This is a genomic window from Marinobacter sp. (assembly GCF_040882185.1).
Lineage (GTDB): Bacteria > Pseudomonadota > Gammaproteobacteria > Pseudomonadales > Oleiphilaceae > Marinobacter.
The window spans coordinates 66,353-86,404 of the sequence record NZ_JBBEBW010000020.1; the positions used below are offsets into that span (position 1 = coordinate 66,353).

At 54.9% G+C, this 20,052-nt stretch carries 18 protein-coding genes; 7 read left to right on the forward strand and 11 right to left on the reverse strand.

Going from position 1 to position 20,052, the window contains the following annotated elements; genetic code table 11:
* Window positions 1-149 precede the first annotated feature (149 nt).
* The 7 genes from WEB64_RS11015 to WEB64_RS11045 all read right to left on the reverse strand — a co-directional run bounded on the left by WEB64_RS11015 (window position 150) and on the right by WEB64_RS11045 (window position 8,070).
* The gene (locus tag WEB64_RS11015; protein ID WP_368061398.1) at window positions 150-1,220 is read right to left on the reverse strand and encodes a proline racemase family protein; all 1,071 of its coding nucleotides are present in this window, start codon (window positions 1,218-1,220) and stop codon (window positions 150-152) included.
* Between the two features lie 120 nt (window positions 1,221-1,340).
* The gene (locus WEB64_RS11020; RefSeq protein ID WP_368061397.1) at window positions 1,341-2,477 is read right to left on the reverse strand and encodes an AI-2E family transporter; all 1,137 of its coding nucleotides are present in this window, start codon (window positions 2,475-2,477) and stop codon (window positions 1,341-1,343) included.
* Window positions 2,478-2,540: 63 nt separating this feature from the next.
* Window positions 2,541-3,434 carry a 3-hydroxyisobutyrate dehydrogenase gene (gene mmsB / locus WEB64_RS11025; protein WP_368061396.1) on the reverse strand — a complete coding sequence of 298 codons (894 nt, stop codon included), beginning with the start codon at window positions 3,432-3,434 and terminating at the stop codon, window positions 2,541-2,543.
* 45 nt (window positions 3,435-3,479) lie between these two features.
* A complete protein-coding gene (locus tag WEB64_RS11030; RefSeq protein ID WP_368061395.1) occupies window positions 3,480-4,565 on the reverse strand; it encodes an enoyl-CoA hydratase/isomerase family protein in 1,086 nt (361 codons plus the stop codon).
* An 18-nt stretch (window positions 4,566-4,583) separates the two neighbouring features.
* On the reverse strand, window positions 4,584-5,363 hold the full coding sequence (locus tag WEB64_RS11035; RefSeq protein WP_368061394.1) for an enoyl-CoA hydratase: 780 nt from the start codon (window positions 5,361-5,363) through the stop codon (window positions 4,584-4,586).
* Window positions 5,364-5,401: 38 nt separating this feature from the next.
* Window positions 5,402-6,568 carry an acyl-CoA dehydrogenase family protein gene (locus WEB64_RS11040; RefSeq protein ID WP_368061393.1) on the reverse strand — a complete coding sequence of 389 codons (1,167 nt, stop codon included), beginning with the start codon at window positions 6,566-6,568 and terminating at the stop codon, window positions 5,402-5,404.
* 11 nt (window positions 6,569-6,579) lie between these two features.
* The gene (locus WEB64_RS11045; protein WP_368061392.1) at window positions 6,580-8,070 is read right to left on the reverse strand and encodes a CoA-acylating methylmalonate-semialdehyde dehydrogenase; all 1,491 of its coding nucleotides are present in this window, start codon (window positions 8,068-8,070) and stop codon (window positions 6,580-6,582) included.
* Window positions 8,071-8,222: 152 nt separating this feature from the next.
* Here WEB64_RS11045 and WEB64_RS11050 point away from each other — a divergent pair, with 152 nt between their 5' ends.
* Complete coding sequence (locus WEB64_RS11050; protein WP_368061391.1) at window positions 8,223-9,098, forward strand: AraC family transcriptional regulator; 876 nt, start codon at window positions 8,223-8,225, stop codon at window positions 9,096-9,098.
* 125 nt (window positions 9,099-9,223) lie between these two features.
* Window positions 9,224-9,652 (forward strand): SRPBCC family protein, encoded by a 429-nt coding sequence (locus WEB64_RS11055; RefSeq protein ID WP_368061390.1) that lies wholly within the window; start codon window positions 9,224-9,226, stop codon window positions 9,650-9,652.
* A gap of 55 nt (window positions 9,653-9,707) precedes the next feature.
* Here the strand turns inward: WEB64_RS11055 and WEB64_RS11060 are convergent, their stop codons facing one another.
* Window positions 9,708-10,235, reverse strand: coding sequence for a shikimate kinase (locus WEB64_RS11060; protein WP_368061389.1), 528 nt, complete (start codon window positions 10,233-10,235; stop codon window positions 9,708-9,710).
* Window positions 10,232-10,921 carry a GntR family transcriptional regulator gene (locus WEB64_RS11065; RefSeq protein ID WP_368061388.1) on the reverse strand — a complete coding sequence of 230 codons (690 nt, stop codon included), beginning with the start codon at window positions 10,919-10,921 and terminating at the stop codon, window positions 10,232-10,234. The genes WEB64_RS11060 and WEB64_RS11065 overlap by 4 nt, the downstream gene beginning before the upstream one ends.
* 158 nt (window positions 10,922-11,079) lie before the next feature.
* Between WEB64_RS11065 and dctP the strand changes: the two genes are divergently transcribed.
* The 5 genes from dctP to WEB64_RS11090 all read left to right on the forward strand — a co-directional run bounded on the left by dctP (window position 11,080) and on the right by WEB64_RS11090 (window position 16,964).
* Window positions 11,080-12,078 (forward strand): TRAP transporter substrate-binding protein DctP, encoded by a 999-nt coding sequence (dctP, locus tag WEB64_RS11070; RefSeq protein ID WP_368061387.1) that lies wholly within the window; start codon window positions 11,080-11,082, stop codon window positions 12,076-12,078.
* Between the two features lie 119 nt (window positions 12,079-12,197).
* Window positions 12,198-12,719 carry a TRAP transporter small permease subunit gene (locus WEB64_RS11075; RefSeq protein WP_368061386.1) on the forward strand — a complete coding sequence of 174 codons (522 nt, stop codon included), beginning with the start codon at window positions 12,198-12,200 and terminating at the stop codon, window positions 12,717-12,719.
* 2 nt (window positions 12,720-12,721) lie between these two features.
* On the forward strand, window positions 12,722-14,053 hold the full coding sequence (locus WEB64_RS11080; RefSeq protein ID WP_368061385.1) for a TRAP transporter large permease: 1,332 nt from the start codon (window positions 12,722-12,724) through the stop codon (window positions 14,051-14,053).
* 23 nt (window positions 14,054-14,076) lie between these two features.
* Window positions 14,077-15,432, forward strand: coding sequence for a malonyl-CoA decarboxylase (locus WEB64_RS11085; protein WP_368065601.1), 1,356 nt, complete (start codon window positions 14,077-14,079; stop codon window positions 15,430-15,432).
* Window positions 15,429-16,964, forward strand: a complete 1,536-nt coding sequence (locus WEB64_RS11090; RefSeq protein WP_368061383.1) for a malonyl-CoA synthase — start codon at window positions 15,429-15,431, stop codon at window positions 16,962-16,964. The genes WEB64_RS11085 and WEB64_RS11090 overlap by 4 nt, the downstream gene beginning before the upstream one ends.
* A 45-nt stretch (window positions 16,965-17,009) precedes the next feature.
* Here the strand turns inward: WEB64_RS11090 and WEB64_RS11095 are convergent, their stop codons facing one another.
* Both WEB64_RS11095 and WEB64_RS11100 read right to left on the reverse strand, forming a co-directional pair.
* A complete protein-coding gene (locus WEB64_RS11095) occupies window positions 17,010-18,188 on the reverse strand; it encodes an AI-2E family transporter (RefSeq protein ID WP_368061382.1) in 1,179 nt (392 codons plus the stop codon).
* 90 nt (window positions 18,189-18,278) lie between these two features.
* Window positions 18,279-19,847 carry a diguanylate cyclase gene (locus WEB64_RS11100; RefSeq protein ID WP_368061381.1) on the reverse strand — a complete coding sequence of 523 codons (1,569 nt, stop codon included), beginning with the start codon at window positions 19,845-19,847 and terminating at the stop codon, window positions 18,279-18,281.
* Between the last annotated feature and the right edge of the window lie 205 nt (window positions 19,848-20,052).

The following is a 20,052-nucleotide window of genomic DNA, read 5'->3' on the forward strand; positions in this document are numbered from 1 at the left end:
GATTTCCTGATCCGGCTTCCTGCCTGTGTCAGTCATCTTCTGAACGCAACTTTAATGCCACATCGGTAGACCAATAGTTCGAACGGGTGGGAGAAAAACAGTTCCGGGAACCTTCAGGCACGGGAACTCTGGAGCGGGAGCCACGGACGCTACACTTGATGAGAATTGAGCACGCCTTCCAGGTCAGACACATCCACCATCGGATCATCCAGATCCAATAGCACTTCTGAGCGCGCAATGGTCCAGGCCCGGCCCGTTATTTCGCTGTTCATACCGCGATAGGAGCCAACCTGGGCAGGACCAAGAACGGTGCCGGTGAACATGCTGCCCCGTGGCGATATCGTTTCGAGACGTTGACCGTCCCGTATTTCGCCCCGGTGATACATCAACGCTAATCGGGCAGATGTACCCGTGCCGGTTGGGCTACGGCAGATCACACCGGGGTGGACATAGGTCGCTGAACGGGAACGACAACCCCCATTATCCGTGCGCGCCACCGGTCCCATCAAATGTGCAAACGGCAGTGGGCCGACGTGGCCCAGAGTCGGATGGTCCTGAGTCACTGCCGGGCGTGCAGCCTCGACAAATGCCCGACCGAAGGCTGCCATAGCGGGCATCTCATCCGATACCAACCCGAATCCGAGGGCGCTGGCGTCCACCATGGCAAAGTAGGCCCCGCTCCAGACCAGATCAAAAGGCACTCGACCAAAGCCTGGCACGTCCGCGACCAGGTCTTGCGCATAAACAAACGCTGGTTCACTGCGGGTGGTAATGGATTCAACCCGCCCATTTCGGTTGTGGGCGTTGATATAGGCAAGGCCCGCTGGAGATTCCAGAATCAGCAATTGCTCGCCATCCTCCATGGGGACGATGCCATTTTCAAGAATCGCAGTGGCGGTGCAGATCGTATTGGAGCCGGAATACAGGGGGTACCCCATCGCTTCCATGATAATATAACCGGCCTGGGCTTTCGGATTATCCGGCGGCACGATCAGGTCGATTGACATGAACGGATCACCATAGGGTTCATTCAGGAGCCAACGGCGGAAGCCATCGCCATACTTCTGTATATAGCGCATTTGCTCAAGTACCGAACCCCCCGGTAGGTGGCTGACCCCCCTGGTGACTATACGACTGACATCTCCGCCGGACTGCATGTCGACCAGCTCAACGGCGCGCATACGTTCATGATTCTGGTAGCTAAACAGTTGTTTTATCACACCAGACTCCACACCGCTTGAATTCGCGAGACCTCACATTCTTCGCAATCATCGCATGCCTGCTCCTGTGCCATCGAATATCAGCTCAGGATAGGTCATTTTTTGCTCTACGTCAGTTCCTTAGCGCGCAATGACCCGATACACTGGCTTGAGCCGGGGTATCTGCTTCAACACCACCTGAATGACCGTTGTCAGCGGAACCGCGAGCAAAACGCCCACTGGGCCCCAGAGCCAACCCCAGAAAAAGATCGACACGAAAATGACGACGGGATTGATCGCCATACGGAAACCATGAATATAGGGCTCCAGAAAAAAGCCGATTATCGCTGTCAGGCCCAGGTATCCTACCGGCGCTATGGCCATCTTCCAGAGTTCATCAAGACTGGTGGCAGACACCACCGCCAACAGGGAGATGGTCAGTATTACCCCGAGATAAGGGATAAACCGCGCCAACCCTGCGACCAACCCCCACACGGCAGGAGATGGCAGCCCTACGGCCCAGGCGAGCAAGCCGGTAGCAATCCCGACGAACAGGTTACTGAGTCCAATAACCGCGAGATACCGGGCAATTTCGTGTTGGGCGTCACGGACAATATGCAGAGCGTTACGCCGCTGTCCCCGCGGCAACTGGCGCACAAAATTCTGAACCAGACGATCACCGCTAACCAGCAGGAAATAAGTCAGCGCCAAGGCGAGAGCGAGGCCAGCCAGACCATTTTTCACCTTGTTAAACAGTTTCGTACGCCATGAGTCGGTCTGCAAAACGACCGTACTGGTAGTTTCAGTTCCGGCGCCATCGCTGTCCGAGAGTTCTTCAACGGACTCTTCAACTTTGGCTGCAGACTCAGTCACTTTCTCGATCTGCTTTTTGAACGCGCTTTCGCCCACCAGCAGCTTTGAAATGCCTTCCGGCGCTTTACCGGCCCATTCCGTGACGGGCTTGGCGACCGTCCACCCCAGTCCTGCCAGCGCCGCCACCAGCAACAGGATAAGCACCAGCGAGGTGATTACCCTTGGAATACCGAACCGGTGGTAGGCCTTTTTCACCAGCGGGGACAATAGCAGGCTGGTCAGGAAGGCCAGAATAATAGGCAGAATAATTTCATGAGCCAGGTATAGGGTATACAGAACCCCCAGCGCAAATAGTCCATACAGCGGAGTTATGATATCCGACGGGACCTGAAGCCGGTGGTTCTGGTGCTTATTGGCTGGGGTCCCGTCATCGGTATTCTGATCAGTATTGGGATGATCTTCCATGGGTTCTGAGCGGCCTTCTCTATCTATAAATGGAGTCGCCGCTCACTGATCAGCCGCGAAAATTCAGCTTGGTTGATGGTAATAAAAGCGCTGGATGCTGGAGAAGTCCAGTGCGCCATGACCTTGCGATGCGTGCAACTCGAACAGATTGCGCGCCAAGGAGCCCATAGGAACAGCAGCGTGATTCTGCACAGCATTGTCCATTGCCAGGCCCAGATCCTTATTCATCAGGTCAACCAGGAAACCACCCTGGTACTCGCGAGATGCTGGCGCTGCCTCCATAACACCCGGCCAGGGATTGTATACGTTCAGCGCCCAGTTTCCACCTGAACTCTGTTTCATTATTTCAGACAGCACGGCGGGATCAAGACCGTTTTTCACACCCAGCGCCAATGCTTCGCTCGTGCCGCTCATGAGAATCGCCAACAACATGTTATTGCAGATCTTCGCAGTCTGGCCAGCGCCATGGGGCCCCGCGTGGAAAATGTTCTTTCCCATACTCTCAAGAATCGGCTTGGCCTGATCAAAGGCTGCTTTTTCACCGCCACAAATAAACGTCAGAGCACCGGCTTTTGCACCTCCAACACCGCCAGACACCGGCGCATCCATGAACGCAATATTCTTTTCAACCGCAGCGTCGGCCACTTTACGGGCAGTTTCCGGCGCAATGGTGGATGAGTCAATAACCAGCGTTTTGGACGACAGGCTTGCCAGCAGGCCGTTATCACCCAGGTACACCGACTCGACGTGCTTACCCGCCGGCAGCATGGTAATCACACATTCGGCTGAGCGCGCTGCTTCCTCGGCACTGGCAGCACTCTTGGCACCTTCACCCACCAGTGTGCGTACTGCGTCTTCGGATAGATCAAACACCGTAACAGCATGTCCAGCTTTGAGCAGATTGGAGGCCATCGGCCCGCCCATGTTCCCAAGTCCGATAAATGTAATATTCGCCATGATTATTGTTCTCCGTTTTCGGTATTCAGGGCTGAAGGGTTCAGATCAGGTTTTCAGAAAAAACTCGTCCACCCACATCGGGTCAATACTGGCAAGAGTCGGATATTGCCAGCGCGGTTTCAGGTCTTTATCTATGAGCAGCGCCCGGACACCCTCTGCGAACTCGCCTTTTTTAAGGCAATGAATTGAAAGCCTGCGTTCTTTTCGGAACACATCCGCCAGGCTGTCACGGGGTGTATCGTGGTAATGCTTCCATTGAATCGACAGCGATGTCGGGGACGCTGCCTCCACAGTTTTAGCCGCCTTAACGAGCCACGGGTCGTCGCTCTGCATAAGAGCCAGATTATTCACGACATCGATCAAGGTGTCCCCATCTGTTATCGACTGGATAACATCGAAATGCTTGCGAACAACCGATTCTGGCAGCCTTTCATGAGACTCCCCTTCAAACCGTCTGAGCACCTCATTTATGGCTTTATCAGCTCCATTTCGAAAATTCGCCTGTTGCAGAGCAGCCTTTACTTCGAGACGGCGTTCATGGCAAATGAAACGGTCCGCCAACCCTCCAAACAGCGCATCGGCTCCATTCATTCGTGCTCCGGTCAAACCTAGGAACAACCCGGTGCGTCCTGGCATCCGGCTAAGGAACCAGCCCGCCCCTACATCCGGATAGAGTCCGATGCTGATTTCCGGCATCGCAATCTTCGATTGTTCGGTTACGATTCGGTGAGAGGCACCTGCCATTAAACCGAGACCACCTCCCATAACAATACCGTTACCCCAGACAATAAACGGTTTGGGGTAGGTATGGATGAGGTAATCCAGCTCATACTCGTCGGTGAAGAACTGCTCGCCCACACTGGGGGTGCGATGATCAGAACGAGGCTCGGTCATGTCACGATAAAGCGCGACAATGTCACCCCCTGCACACAGGGCCTTGTCACCCTCACCTTCCAGCCAAACGGCCTTGATTTCGCGATCTTTCGCCCAGTCATCAAGACGGTCTTTGAGCAGGTGAATCATGTCCAGTGACAGCGCGTTCATGGCCCGCGGCACGTTCAGACGCGCGACACCGATGCGGCCTCCATCGTTTATAGAGAGCTCTTCAAAAACTACAGATTGGTCAGTCATAGGCTTGCCCTGTTTTCCTTATCGATTCTTCCACTGGGGCGCACGTTTCTCCAGAAACGCATTGACACCCTCGCGCTGATCTTCAGTGTCGAACAACTCAATGAACAGCTCACGCTCCATGCGCCAACCATCAGTATGACTGCGACCCTCGCGGGCACTCATCACCAGCGACTTGCACCGGGCCGTTGAAGACGGGCTCTGTTTACAGGCCATGGCTGCCAGCTCAAGCGCCTTGTCCAGGGCTGTGCCGGTAGCAACGACCTCTTCTACCAGTCCGATGGCCTGAGCGCGGTCTGCCTTGATGCGCTCGCCACATAGGATCATGCGTTTGGCCCAGCCCTCGCCCACCAGCCAGGGCAGATTCTGGGTGCCGCCAGCACACGGTAGTAATCCAACACTGGCCTCCGGCAGCGCCATCTGGGCCTGTTCCTCGGCAATACGCATGTCGCAGGACAAGGCGCACTCCAGCCCACCGCCCATGGCGTAACCATTAATGGCCGCAATGGATACACCACGAAAACGGGTCAGTGCGTCGAACGCCTTGCCGAAGGCCTGGGCCATGACGTTGGCTTTACCGGCATCGCCATCGGCAAAGCTTTTGAGGTCCGCACCAGCGGAAAAGAACTTTTCACCCTGGCCAGTAACCACCAGAGCAAAAATATTATCGTCGGCGTTGAGGGCCTCGACAGTTTCAGTAAGGGCATGCAGCGAATCCAGTGTCCAGGTATTCGCCGGGGGATTATTGATGGTGATAATCGCGATATGGTCGCGTTTTTCCAGTTGAATCAGGTCGCTCATAGGATTCTCTCTTGTTTTGTCAGCTACTGTTCCGGGGACTACTGAATGGCTTCAACAACCCCCGGTTCCAACAGTCGGCGGGCAACAATCAGCCGCATGATTTCGTTGGTGCCTTCCAGAATCTGATGTACCCTCAGGTCTCGTACATAACGCTCAAGTGGATATTCCCGGATATAGCCATACCCTCCGTGGAGTTGCAGTGCGTCGTTACACACTTCGAAACAGGCGTCAGTGGCGAACCGCTTTGCCATCGCACACAACATGGTGGCTTCAGTGTTGCGCTGGTCGAGGCTGTAGGCCCCAAGGCGAACCATCTGACGCGCCGCCACCAGATTCGTAGCCATGTCCGCGAGCTTGAACTGCAACGCCTGGAAGCCCGCCAAAGGCTGCCCGAACTGCTCGCGTTCATGCATGTAATTGCGGCTTCGCAACAACGCCGCCTGGGCGCCACCCAGGGAGCAGGTCGCGATGTTCAGGCGACCGCCATCAAGACCTTTCATGGCAATCTTGAAACCGTCGCCTTCTTCGCCCAGGCGGTTTTTCGAGGGTACCCGCACGTTTTCAAAGGTAATCTGCCGAGTGGGCTGGCTGTTCCACCCCATTTTCTCTTCTGCTTTGCCGTAATGAATGCCGTCGCTGTCCGCTGGCACCGCAAAAGCACTGATACCCTTGGCGCCACTGTCCGGAGCACCCGTCCGGGCCATTACCACCAGCACCTGGGTACTGCCAGCACCGGAGATAAACACCTTGCTGCCATTCAGGATGTAATCGTCCCCGTCCAGCTCAGCTTTGGTGCGCAGATTACCGGCATCAGAACCCGCGCCAGGTTCGGTCAGGCAGTATGAGCCCAACCACTCACCGCTGGCCATACGTGGCGCAATGGTGTCCTGCACGTGGGTATTGCCGAACATGGCGACCATCCAGGTCGCCATGTTATGAATGGTGATATAGGCCGCCGTGGAGGGACAAGCCGCCGCCAGCTCTTCAACAATCACGGTGGTATCGAGCCGGGAAAGCCCCATGCCGCCCTGAGCTTCCGGCGTATAGATACCACAGAACCCCATCTCTCCGGCTTCCCGAATCATATCCACCGGGAATTCGTGTTCCGCATCCCATTGTGCAGCGTGGGGCGCCATGGCCTTCTCAGCAAAGGCTCTGGCAGCGTCCCGGAATGCTAACTGGTCCTCGGTCAGATCGAAGTTCATGGTAGCTCCCCTTACCGCATACGGATGGAGAAGTTGGTTTCCGCGATCGCGTCTTTGGCGAACCAGCGCGCAGTGATGGTCTTGGTTTCGGTGTAGAAACGGACCGCCTGCTTGCCGTAGGCGTGTTGGTCACCGTAGAAAGAGCCTTTCCAACCGGTGAAGGAGAAAAACGGCAGGGGTACAGGAATGGGCACATTGATACCTACCTGACCGACTTCGATCTCATGCTGATAACGACGGGCCGCACCGCCGGAACTGGTATACAGGGAGGTACCGTTGCCATAGGGGCTGTTATTGACCAGTTCAATGGCATCACCAAAGGTGTCTACTTCCATGCAGGCCAGAACCGGGCCAAATATTTCTTCTTTGTAGACCTCCATTTCCGGCTTGACACCGGAGAACAATGTCGGGCCAACCCAGTTGCCGTCAGGCAAGCCAGGCACTTCACAGCCACGGCCATCCAGCAGCAGTTTCGCCCCTTCAGCTTCGCCCTGGGCGATCAGGGATTCCACGCGCTTCTTGGCCTGCGGGCTGATGACCGGGCCATAGCTGGCACCCTTGTCGTCCCAGGCGCCGGGTTTAACAGCCGCCAGTGCCTCTTTAACATCAGGAATCCATTCCTGGGCCTCACCCACAAAGACAGCAACCGAAATGGCCATGCAGCGTTGACCAGCAGCGCCTACGGAAGCCCCCACCAGGGCGTTGACGACTTGCTGCTTGTCGGCATCCGGCAGGATAACCATGTGGTTCTTGGCGCCAGCGAAGCTTTGTACCCGCTTCATGTTCTTGGTGCCGGTTTCGTAGATGTAACGACCCACCGGAACAGAACCCACGAAAGAGACCGCTTTGATGGCGGGGTCGGTCAGCAGGATATCGACCTGCTCCTTACCGCCGTGGACGACTTGCAGCACGCCTTTTGGTGCCCCAGCCTCTTCAAACAATTCCGCCAGGCGAGTCGGTGTTAACGGGTCCTGCTCTGATGGCTTCAGGATAAACGTGTTACCACAGGCAATCGCCATCGGGAACATCCACAGCGGAATCATGGCTGGGAAATTAAACGGCGTAATGCCAGCGCAGACACCCAGGGGCTGAATATAGGAATAAGTATCAATTTCACGGGCAACGTTCTCAACCGTCTCGCCCATCATCAGGGAGGGGATGTTGGCTGCATGCTCGACCACTTCAATACCGCGCCAGACGTCGCCTTTTGCATCTTCAAATGTCTTGCCGGTTTCCTGGGACAGAATTTCGGCAATGTCGTCATGGTGCTCTTTGAGCAGGGCCTGGTAACGCATCATCACACGGGCACGCTCGGATACCGGTGTTTCTTTCCAGGACTTGAAAACCTCGCCAGCGAAGTCAATCGCACGGCGCATTTCCGCATCGGTCGTGCAGGGTGCACGGGCAATCACTTCGTTGGTGGCCGGGTTGGTGACGTCAATCCACTGGTCAGTCTGGCTTTCGACGAACTCGCCGCCAATATAGAGGGGTACAGTTTTCATAATGGGTTCCCTAGCATTGTTGTAGTGGTCATTCGGGGGCATTGCCCTCAGGCTTTCCTAGATCCTAGCACATGACCACACCGCGTCATGATTGACTAAATTTCGTCCGTGATGGATTATCTTTCGAAATCAAAACAAGACTTGCGTATTCAATGACAAAAACCTCGCAATGGCCGGTGCCGACGGACAGCATCCGTTACGTCATCCCGGACCCCGTCATCAGGACTCTGTCCCGGCATCCGCTGACACGGGATCTGTATCCGCTCGCCTTCGGCCACTATCGGCGGGCAGCAGGCCATCACATGCATCGTGAAAAACATAATGATGAGCTTTTGATCCTGTGCACTGAAGGCGAGGCGTTCCTCAGTATTGAAGACGAACCCTGCCTGGTCAAAGCGGGCGATCTGGTGCTGATACCTGCAGGGGCTTCGCACCGCTACACGGCGGTACCGGACAACCCCTGGACAATCCATTGGATACATTACACCGGTCCACTGGCAGCTGATTTCCGCCGACACATGGGATTTACGGATGGCGTCCGGATTCTCCACCTGGGTCGGCAGCCCCGCTTGCTGGTGGACTTCAACGGTTTATTATCAGTACAACAGACCGGTTTCCGGACCCCGGGGCTAGTGCATGTGGCGAATCGGTTGCGCCAATTGCTAGCTGCGATCCCCCTCTGCATGGGAGAATCCGATCGATCGCAACAGCCCGACCTGGACGTCATCCACAATTTTATGCGGGAACATCTTGATGAACGGGTCAGCCTCAGCCAGTTGGCAGACCTCACTGGCCTGTCTGCTACGCACTTCGCAACCCGTTATCGCGAGCTGACCGGCGTGTCCCCGATTCAGCACTTCCTGCACCTCAAGGTGGAGCATGCTTGCCAGATGCTGGACACCACTGACCAATCGTTTACCCAGATCAGCACTCAGCTCGGCTACGATGACAATTATTATTTTTCGCGACTGTTCAAAAAGGTGATGGGCCTGTCGCCAACCGACTATCGTCACACCAGCCGACACTGAAACGGGTATACCCTGGGCTGAAAGACCAGAATTGGCGAAGCAGACAAGACCGCTTTTTTTGTTATCCATAACTCGATAGGCTGTTCATTAATGAATCAGAGCAGGCATCCACACAAGGCACCATTATGGCGACCTATATCATTCAGATCGAAGACACTTTTGATGTTCCGCGAGAAAAGGTTTTTGCGTTATTTTCCGATCACGTGCGATTTGGCAATTTGTTGGGCGCTCCGGTAAAGCGCATCAAAGACAGTGACGAAGCCGACCCGAATGGCCTTGGCTCAGTTCGCAAGATCGGTATCGGGCCGATCGCTCTGGAGGAGACCGTAACCGGGTTCGAGCCTGATAGTCTGATTGAATACACCATTACCAGCCTGAGTCCGATCAGACACCATCAGGGGCGTATCCGCTTTTCGGAAACCCTTGCAGGTCAGACTGAAATCCACTACACCATTTCCTTCGAAGAGGTCATTCCCTTCACCGGCGCGCTGATTCATTCAGCCCTTGAAAAAGCACTTCTCAGGGGCATGAAGCGCGTTCCGAAGCTGGCCTGAGAGGCTGGCGCGTTCACGGAGAGACTTTGAACAACTCCCGTGTCTCTTCTGATTTTCAGAGGCTTTCCAACGCCTCAAGAATCTGATTACAGACCTGCTCATGGCTCAGACCATCGCAGGCAATAACGATGTCCGCAGAGCGGGAATAAAGCTCATGCCGCTCGGCAAACAGCTCTGCGAGAGACTGATCTTCCCGCTTTGATATCCCCCGCAGACTGAAATCGCCAATTCGTTGCTCTACGGTCTCCAGCGTCACTTTGAGAAATACAATGGTGCTGCTCGTCTTCAAATGTGCCATTGCCTTGGTGCTGTAGACGGCGCTGCCTCCGGTGGCGATGACGTGGTGCTGCAGCGTCAATGCTTGCAATTCCCTCTCCTCAATCCCTCGGAGCACCTTGTATCCGTGATCGTCAACGATGGATTGCAAGGTGCAGGCTTCCGCCGCCTGGATCAACAGATCGGTGTCTACAAACCCCAGAGCCAGGTGTTTTGCCAACAGAACACCTACTGTACTCTTACCGGAACCCGGCATCCCGATAAGCACCAGGTTAGAGGTCGTCGAGGGCTGGTGAACCGACGTCATCCTTTGGCTTCCTCAACCGCTTTTTCAGCCTGTAGCGAGAACTTCTTCACACTGGAAGCAAAATCGCTGAAGCGCTCCCCCTGTATCAAGACATGCTGCCGCAGGCGGTCTTCGGCCACGGCCGCATCTCCTGACTCGATTGCACTAAAGATCTCACGATGCTCCTGCATCGAATTCACCATCCGCTGGCGCACTTGCAGTTGCAGGCGCCGGTAGGGTTTCAGGCGCTGCTTGAGCTGTCGGGTTTCTTCGGCCAGAAAGGCATTATGGCTCGCCCGGTAGATACAGTTATGGAAGTCCTCATTCTCGTAATAGTACTCGTCGGAATCACCCTGTTTGATGGCTTCCTCACAACGTGCCAGAGCGGTTGCGAGATTCTCAAGCTCAACCGCGCTGATGCGGCGAGCCGCCAACCGCCCACACATGCTTTCCAGCTCCGCCATCACCTCGAACATTTCAATGAGCTGCTCTATACCAACCTTGGCCACGAACGTGCCTTTCTTGGGCTCCACCGTCACCAGGCCACTGACAGCCAATTGCTGAATTGCCTCCCGGATCGGCGTACGCGAGACCCCGAATTTAAGCGCCAGTTCTTCCGGGTCAAGCCGGGCACCAGGCATCAGGCGACCATTAATAATGTCGTCTTCAAGGGCATCCTTGAGTTTCTGTGTGTTAGAACGCTTCACGACTACTCCCTCGGTTAGAACCCGCTGACCAAATGCCAAAATACATAGCATACTTTTGTCGATACAGATTGACACAAGTATATACAAGCGCTATTGATATATACATCAGTCTTTCTGATGAATATTACACAACAACAAAACGTTCGGAGAAGACCACAATGAAACATCCTGTCCTCAAGATAGCGGCCGCTGCTGGCCTATCCCTCGCCATGATCAGCGCCGCTTCCGCAGAAACCGTACTACGCGCTTCACACCAGTTCCCCGGAGGCAAAGGCGACGTCCGGGACGAAATGGTCCAACTGATGGCGAAAGAAGTCAACGCGGCCGATGTCGATCTCGAAATCCAGGTTTACCCTGGTCAGTCCCTGTTCAAAGCTGGCGAGCAGTGGGGCGCTTTGGTTCGTGGGCGTCTGGACATGACCGCCCTGCCTCTTGACTATGCCAGCGGACGCCACCCCGAGTTCTCTGCGACTTTGATGCCCGGTCTGGTCCGCAATCACGAACGGGCCCAGCGCCTGAATGATTCCGAATTCATGGACATGATCAAAAAGGTGATCAATGATGCTGGCGCCCGGGTACTGGCGGATGCCTGGCTGGCAGGTGGGTTCGCTTCCAGTGAACGCTGCATCACCGGTCCTGACACGGTGTCAGGTCAAACCCTGCGCGCAGCGGGCCCCGCCTTTGACGAAATGTTGGCCACTGCTGGCGCGTCAATCGCCTCTATGCCGTCCTCCGAGATATACACCGCCATGCAGACCGGCGTGCTCGATGGGGCCAATACCTCCTCAGGCTCGTTCGTGTCTTACCGCATCTACGAGCAGGTCACCTGCCTGATGGCCCCCGGTGAGAACGCGCTGTGGTTTATGTATGAGCCGATTCTGATCTCCGAGCAAAGCTGGGACAAACTCAACGAAGAGCAGCAGGCAGCGCTTACAGCCGCCGGTGAAAAAGCCGAAGCCTACTTTGCCGAAGAGGCTGCAGGACTTGATCAGAAGATGATCGACGTATTCAAGGAAAACGGCGTTGAAGTCGTCAATATGACGTCAGAAAACTACAACGCCTGGCTCGATATCGCCCAGAAGAGTGCTTACAAAACCTTCGCGGAGAACGTGCCAAACGGACAGGCACTCATTGATGCCGCTCTGGCAGTTGAGTAAGAGCAAGTGAAGTAAGAACAGCCCTCCTATTGCCGGAGCTTCGGCTCCGGCCTTTTCCAACCGCCAGAGTGCGTCTCTACCAGACTGTACGTTGACCAGATGGCTTCCCGGGGGTCCGCATGTCCCAACCCTATGATGTTTCCAAAACCTCAGAACGCAGCATGATCGGCAATTATATCCGGTGCATGGATACGCTCTCTGTCGCCACTGCCCTACTGGCCGCAACCCTGCTCGCGCTCGGCGTTCTGGCCGTGGTCCACATGGTGTTTGTTCGTTATGTCCTTGTTGAAAGCACCGTCTGGCAGACCGAGTTCACTACTTTTGCTATTACCGCTGCGATGCTGCTCGGTACACCTTATGTACTGAAAACCGGTGGCCACGTGGCAGTCACCGTCTTACCAGACTCTCTCAGTGGGTTGCCCAAACGCATCATGCAACTTGCCGCCCATCTGGTCGGCCTTGGCTTCTGCCTGGCCCTCGCTTACGGCTCCTGGTACTACGTTTACGAGGCCTTCAGCATGGGCTGGACCACTGGCACCGCATGGAATCCGGTGCTCTGGCCGGCGGTGCTGCCAATGGCCATAGGCATCAGCCAACTGTCGCTGCAATACGTGGCTGAAATTCTTCGTGGGGAGTCTTGAGTATGGATCCCGTTACCAGTGGCATTTTGGTTGTTATCGCACTTCTGGTCCTTATGGCCATCGGCACACCCATCGCGTTTGCTCTCGGGGCCGTTTCCCTGGGCGCCCTGGTCCTCGACAGGGGTATGGGTGAACTTATTTATTTCGGTGAGACCTTTTTTGGCAACGTGGCTTCTTTTGGTTTTGTCGCCATTCCGATGTTCATTTTAATGGGCGCGGCGGTGGCCTCTTCTCCGACCGGTCGTGATCTTTACCGATCTCTTGATCTCTGGATGGGCAAGTTACCCGGCGGCCTCGCCATTTCCAATATCGCAGCTTGTTCGATCTTTGCTGCGCTGTCGGGATCTTCGCCGGCCACCAGTGCCGCCATTGGTAAGCTGGGCATTCCGGAAATGCGCAAGCGCGGTTATCCGGACGGTGTCGCAGCAGGCTGTATTGCGGCAGGCGGTACCCTGGGCATTCTCATTCCGCCTTCTGTCACCATGATTGTCTACGGTATTTCAACGGAAACCTCGATCGGACGGCTGTTTATCGCAGGGGCCATCCCCGGTCTGATGCTGGCGGGCCTGTTCATGGTCTGGACGTTAATCGCCTGCAAAATGGCCGGTGGCTACAACACCCCGAACCCGGTCGCGGAAGCTGCCGCCAATATCAAGGCCAATGTCGAAGGTAACATGAAGGCGCTGGTACGAGTGCTGCCGTTCCTGATTGTCGTTATGGGGATACTGTTTGCGCTTTACGGCGGCGTTGCCACCCCTTCAGAAGCTGCTGGCGTGGGCGCGTTTCTGTGCCTGGCGCTCGCCATAATTGTCTACCGTATGTGGCAGGTAAAACCTGTGACCCTCATCATGCGGGATGCCCTGAGGGAAAGCGTGATGATCATGCTGATCATCGCCACCGCTGAAGTTTTCGCGTTTGCGTTGTCTTCTCTGTTTATCACTCAAACCGTAGCCGGGGCCATAGCCGACCTTGAGGTCAATCGCTGGGTCCTGATGGGTGTTATCAACCTGTTCCTGCTCGTGGCCGGCTTCTTTCTGCCGCCCGTGGCCGTTATTGTCATGGCAGCCCCGATTCTGTTGCCCATCATCCTGGCGGCCAATTTCGATCCTTACTGGTTTGCGGTCATCCTTACCATCAACCTGGAAATCGGTCTGATAACGCCCCCGGTGGGACTTAATCTATTCATCATCAAAGGCATAGCGCCGGACATTGCCCTGAGAGACATTTTGTTGGGTAGTCTGCCCTACGCCTTGTGTATGGTGCTGGCCATTGTATTGCTATGTATTTTCCCTGGCATTGTCACCTGGTTACCTGACCTGCTTATGGGTTCCTGATAAAAGGTTGAAGTACTATGAACATGAGTTTTCTACAGGAACTGTTTAATAATATTACCCAACGGGAATCCCTGCTTAAGGGCCGATTGGGTAAAAACAGTCACTTTGATCACAGCCATTTGACCGAAGCCTGTCAGGCGCTGCTGCAAAGTGATGGCGAGGCCTCCAGTATTGCGCTGGCGAGCCGGGTGCTGGAAATCTATGCGTTGCTGGACGAGCAGCAAAAGCGATTGTTTTTTGAGCAGCTCGCTTTAAAGTTCTCCGCCATACCGGAGCAGATCGATGCTGCGTACGCCGCCTACCAAACGGAGCGCACTAACGACAACCTCGAAACGCTGTTCGAGGCCTGTGAACCCTTACGCCAGGAATTGCTTCGACGCCTGAACCTGGCCAGCGGCGGCACTTATGAGCTGGTCCGAATGAGAGAGGACCTGCTGGCGCTGATGGCGGACCACCCGGACTCCAAGGCCCTTAACTCCGACTTTATTCACCTGTTCGGTTCCTGGTTCAATCGCGGCTTTCTGGTACTCAAACGCATCGACTGGAACACCCCCGCCACCATCCTGGAAAAAATCATCCGGTATGAAGCGGTTCATAAAATTCAGGACTGGGACGATTTACGCCGCCGCCTCGACGCCAGGGATCGCCGCTGTTTCGGCTTCTTCCATCCGGCCATCGGCGATGAACCCCTGATCTTCGTGGAGGTCGCCTTGACCAAAGGTCTGCCGGATCAGATTCAGGCGATCCTCGCCAGTGATCGCTACGATATAGATGACCCGGAGTCGGCAGACACCGCCGCATTCTTTGGCATCAGTAACTGTCAGGTCGGCTTGCGAGGTATTTCATTTGGCAATTTTCTCCTCAAGCAAGTGGTGAAAGAGCTCAAACAGGAACTCCCCAACCTGAAAAATTTCGTCACCCTCTCCCCGCTGCCAGCTTTCCGAAGCTGGCTCGAAAGCACGTACCTTGACGACATCGGCCTACTTGAGCCCGAGGCCCAGGAAGTAATCAAGCACCTTAACGATCCCGAATGGTTCAGCAATGAAGCCCTGAGGGAGCGACTGGGAAGCGTCATTAAGCCTCTCGCTGCCCGTTACCTGCTGAAAGAGAAAACCGCCAAAGGCGAGCCTCTCAACCCGGTGGCTCGCTTTCATCTCGGCAATGGCGCAGAGCTGCATCGCATCAACTGGTTGGGTGACACGTCCGGCAAGGGTATGAAGCAGTCCGCCGGGCTGATGGTGAATTATCTGTATGTGTTGGACAACATCGAACGCAACCATGAACAGTACACCACCGATGGCACCATCGTGTGCTCCTCCGCTGTTCGTGATCTGAGCCGACGCGGCCGCAAATTGCTCAAGGGAGAAACCGAAAAATGAACCACAACCTGTTTGAGACCTTTGCCCGGCGAATGAATGCCCGCAACCAGTCCGCGTTTATCGTTACTCCGGAAGGCCGCGACTTCACCTACGCCGATGCGGTGTCCCTGAGTGCCCGTCTGGCGGGTGGGCTGATTGCCCTTGGCGTGAAACCCGGAGACCGGGTCGCGGTACAGGTGGATAAAAGCCCCGAGGCCATTCTGCTGTATCTTGCCTGTTTGCGTATGGGCGGTGTGTATCTGCCCCTGAACACCGGCTATACCGCGGCCGAAATCGGCTACTTTCTCGCCGATGCCGAGCCAGCATTATTTGTCTGTCGGCCTGAATCTATTGCAGATGCACGCCAAATTGCCGCCGACACCGGTTGCCCTCAGGTGGCTACGCTGGGCGTCACAGGCGACGGTTCGCTGATGGCGACAGCGACCAGCGCAGAGCCTTTTGAGAGGATCGAGGAACGGGCTGAAAATGATCTGGCAGCCATCCTGTATACCTCCGGCACGACCGGGCGCTCGAAGGGGGCCATGCTTACTCACAGGAATCTGGGGTCCAATGCCAAAACCCTGATGGAAACCTGGCGTTTTAGCGAGGCTGACCGGCTGATTCACGCGCTGCCGATTTTCCACACCCATGGCCTGTTTGTCGCTTGCAACGTGATTCTGATGTCCGGTGCCAGCATGTTGTTTCTGTCCCGGTTTGACGTTGATACCGTGATTGAGGCGATGGCAGACGGCACTGGCACCACACTGATGGGCGTACCGACCTTCTACACCCGTTTGCTGCAGGATGATCGCCTGACCCCGGAACTGACTCGCCATATGCGGTTGTTTACCTCCGGCTCTGCACCGCTCACAGCCGAAACCCACAGGGAATTCGAAAAGCGGACGGGCCACGCAATTCTTGAGCGTTACGGCATGACTGAAACCAACATGAACACCTCCAACCCCTACGAGGGCGACCGCATTGCTGGCACAGTGGGCCTGCCATTGCCGGGGGTCGAGCTACGGGTCGCCAACCCTGAGACCGACACTCACCAGCCCCTCCCTCAGGGCGAAATCGGCATGCTGGAGGTGCGGGGGCCCAATGTGTTCATCGGGTACTGGCGGATGCCGGAGAAAACCAGAGCCGAACTGCTTGATGACGGTTTCTTCGTCACCGGCGACCTCGGGATGATTGACGAGCGCGGCTACGTTCACATTGTCGGCCGTGACAAGGACCTGGTTATTTCGGGTGGCTTCAACGTCTATCCAAAGGAAGTAGAACAACTCATTGATGATATGGACGCAGTGTTGGAATCCGCGGTAATAGGCGTACCTCACCCGGATTTCGGTGAAGGCGTTACCGCCGTGATCGTGCTGCAACCCGACGCCAGCATTGACGAAGCTGACGTCACCGCCGCTCTTAAAAGCCATTTGGCCAAGTATAAGCAGCCCAAACGAGTTTTCTTCGTGGACAGCTTGCCCCGTAACACCATGGGTAAAGTCCAGAAAAACCAGCTCCGTGAAACCTATAAAGACATCTACGCAAACGCCTGAACCGGCGCTGACTGACGGGTTATTATGTTGATCACCTGCTGGGGTTCATTTCCCCAGCAATTCACCCACCGACTTGAGATTTTCCACATGATCACACAAGGTCTTGATGATCATCAGGATCGGCGTGGCGACAATCAGGCCTACCGGCCCCCAGAGCCAACCCCAGAACAGCAGGCCGACGAAAATGGCGACCGCGTTGAGGCTCGAAACCCTGCTGGTCAGCCAGGGTGTCAGCAAATAGCCTTGTATGCTGGTAATCGCAAGTGAAATGCCCCCCACGATGATTGCCATATCAAGTGCACTGAACTGAATAAACGCTGCTGCACCGGTCCCGATCAATACCAGTACAGGCCCCAAATAGGGAATGGCGCTGGCAACACCAGCAACAACGCCCCAAAGCACAGCCTGCTCGACCCCAATGACGAAGAACGCCAGCCAGGTAAAAAAGCCGACAAACACAGCCCCAAGCAACATGACAAATATAAAACGCCGGACCTGCTGGTGGAATTCGTTCAGTATACGGACCGCTTTTCGCATTCTCGTAAAGGAAGGTCCGGAGATTCGAACCATTTTGCGCTTATAAAGTGAACCAATTGAAAGCAGAAAATAAACCAGTAGGAGCGCCGAGAAACACTGCGTGAACAAAACGAGTGCGGTTCCCGATCCTGTCAGCAAATAATCCCGCAAACTAAAGGGATCTTCTACAATTCTGACCGCCGTGGCCTGTGGTCGGGATGCCTCATCTTCATCAGACGATTCTTCTTTAGCGGTTTCTTCAATCTGCTTGGCGGCCTCCTCGGCTTTCTTCATAAAGCTTTCATCAGCGATCCGCTGTGTCACCGGTGATTTGCTCTGAAACTGATGTAAAGCTGTAGGAATCTTATCGAGCATGGCCACGGCTTCGCGCTGCAGTGGCATCATCGCCAAAACCATCAGTGCAATCACACCGAGGAGTACAACAGCCGCACTGATGGGCCGGGGGATTTTGATCCGATCTAGCGTTGATACCAGTGGATCCAGAGAATAGCTGATCAGCACACTTGCAACCAAAGGCAGTAGTACAGATTGTGCCCAATCAATGAAGACGATCGAGGCCAGCACGGCAAGTATCATTGGTGCCGTGGTGCGGAAATTAATAGCACCGGCAGCAGTTAGCGCCTTCAGGCGCTCATCCTGCGCTGGAGAGAAGGGTTGATCTGCACTGCGACGCTCCTGTTCACTCATGAACAACCGCTCTCCGTATTGTAATCGGTTTGTAATCGGTGGCGGATGATCGCAACTATCTGACTAAAGATATAGCCATGCTACCAAGTGTTAATATTTCTGAGAACTCTGATCAGCACTCTGATCAGCGTTCACCACTCTATTCCGGCCGCTTTCTTTCGCCATGTACAACGCTTCATCAGCCTGTTGTATCAGCGATGCTGGCGAAGTTCCCGAACTGGGCACCAGGCTACGAACACCCGCACTGATCGTAATAACCGGCGCTACATCTGAAAATTCGTTAACAATATTAAGTGCTTGAATAGCCGCCCGACACGTCTCGGCCACCGCCTCGGCACTCTCGGTATTTGGCAACACCAGCGCGAACTCCTCACCACCATAACGCGCAACCAGATCTGTGGGTCGTCGCACCACCTGCTCCAGTGCATGGGCAACCTCTCTCAGACATTGGTCTCCAGCCGGGTGACCATACTCATCATTAAAAGCTTTAAAGCTATCAATATCCAGCATAACCATTGCGATGGGATGGTCATCACGCTTGGCCCTTGCCCACTCCTGCTCAAGGTACAAGTCGAAGTGCCGACGATTAGCCAGGCCCGTCAGTGCGTCGGTAAGTGAAATTTTTTCAAGTTCACGCTTGGCCAGATTCAGCTCTGCGTTCTGCCGCAAGCTGCGCACTGCAAAGAACATCAGCACGGCGATGAAGGAAAACCCGAAGCCGATAACAAGGGCGGGCAAATATCCACGCCTTGCACTCACAAAGGCTTCAGCGGGCATGGCCTGAACGACCCACTGTCTGCCAGCGACGGGAGCTAACGGCACCTCATATGCCAAGTCTCTTAGCCACGGTGGATCACTGGATCGACCGGTGCTATAAATTACGTCGTGATTACTCTCCGTGCGATCTACAATCTGAATAAGAATATTGCCGTCAATGGCTATCCTGATGGATTGGTTAACCAGTCCACCTATTCGAAATACGCCATTTAAAAAGCCGTAATGGCGTGACGCCCGGTCCTCCGAAGTTGTATCGGAGTCTCCTCGATACAACGGTGAAAAAACCAGCAGGCCTTTCTGATCGGCTGACTCTTGTACCAGCTTAATAGCGGCAGTAGCGACCATTCGACCGGTGTCCCTTGACGTCACCAAAGCGGCTCGTCGCTTCTCCTCGCTGGACAGATCGAAGCCAATTGCAGGCCGGTTATCTGCAATTGGCTGAATGAACTGCACCGGGACCAGCCATGGTTGCTCTTCCTCAGGTGAGGCCAGTGCACCATCGGACATTCCGGTCAACACGAATCCTGGGTACCAATCCTGCTGTTGTTGCTCAAACTCATTTCGATTTTCCTGATTCACTAACGGCGCCCATGCAAGCGCCCCTATCGCCGGAGAGCGTTCGAGCACCCTACTGGTCAACTTCTCAAAAAGCACTGCGTCCATCTCGGGGATGATTCCTACTGCAGTCTTGAGCGCAAACAGGATTTCAAGGTTGAGTAAAACCTCACGCTCAAAGGCGGCAGCAAGTTGGGTCACATCGGAATGAAATTCTTTGATGATCGCCTCGTTTTCTTCCAGGTACAAACCCCGGCTGAGCGCAGCACAGAATCCAAGGCCAATCAGTGCGAGTAAAATGACTATAAATGAGGGATACCGTTTCATAAAGCCCGAATCATGATAGGGAAAACCTGTTTCAAACTATGGTCAATGAATAGGTCTCCCTGAAAATCTACAGGGCAAAAGCGCTCTGGCCAACCCAATTACCAAACCAACGCTCCTCTTATACGAGTGCCCCGTCTGGCTAATTCGTTGACCTACTGCGAATTAGCCAGACGGGGCACTAGAGGCTCAGGAAACTGTCCGATGT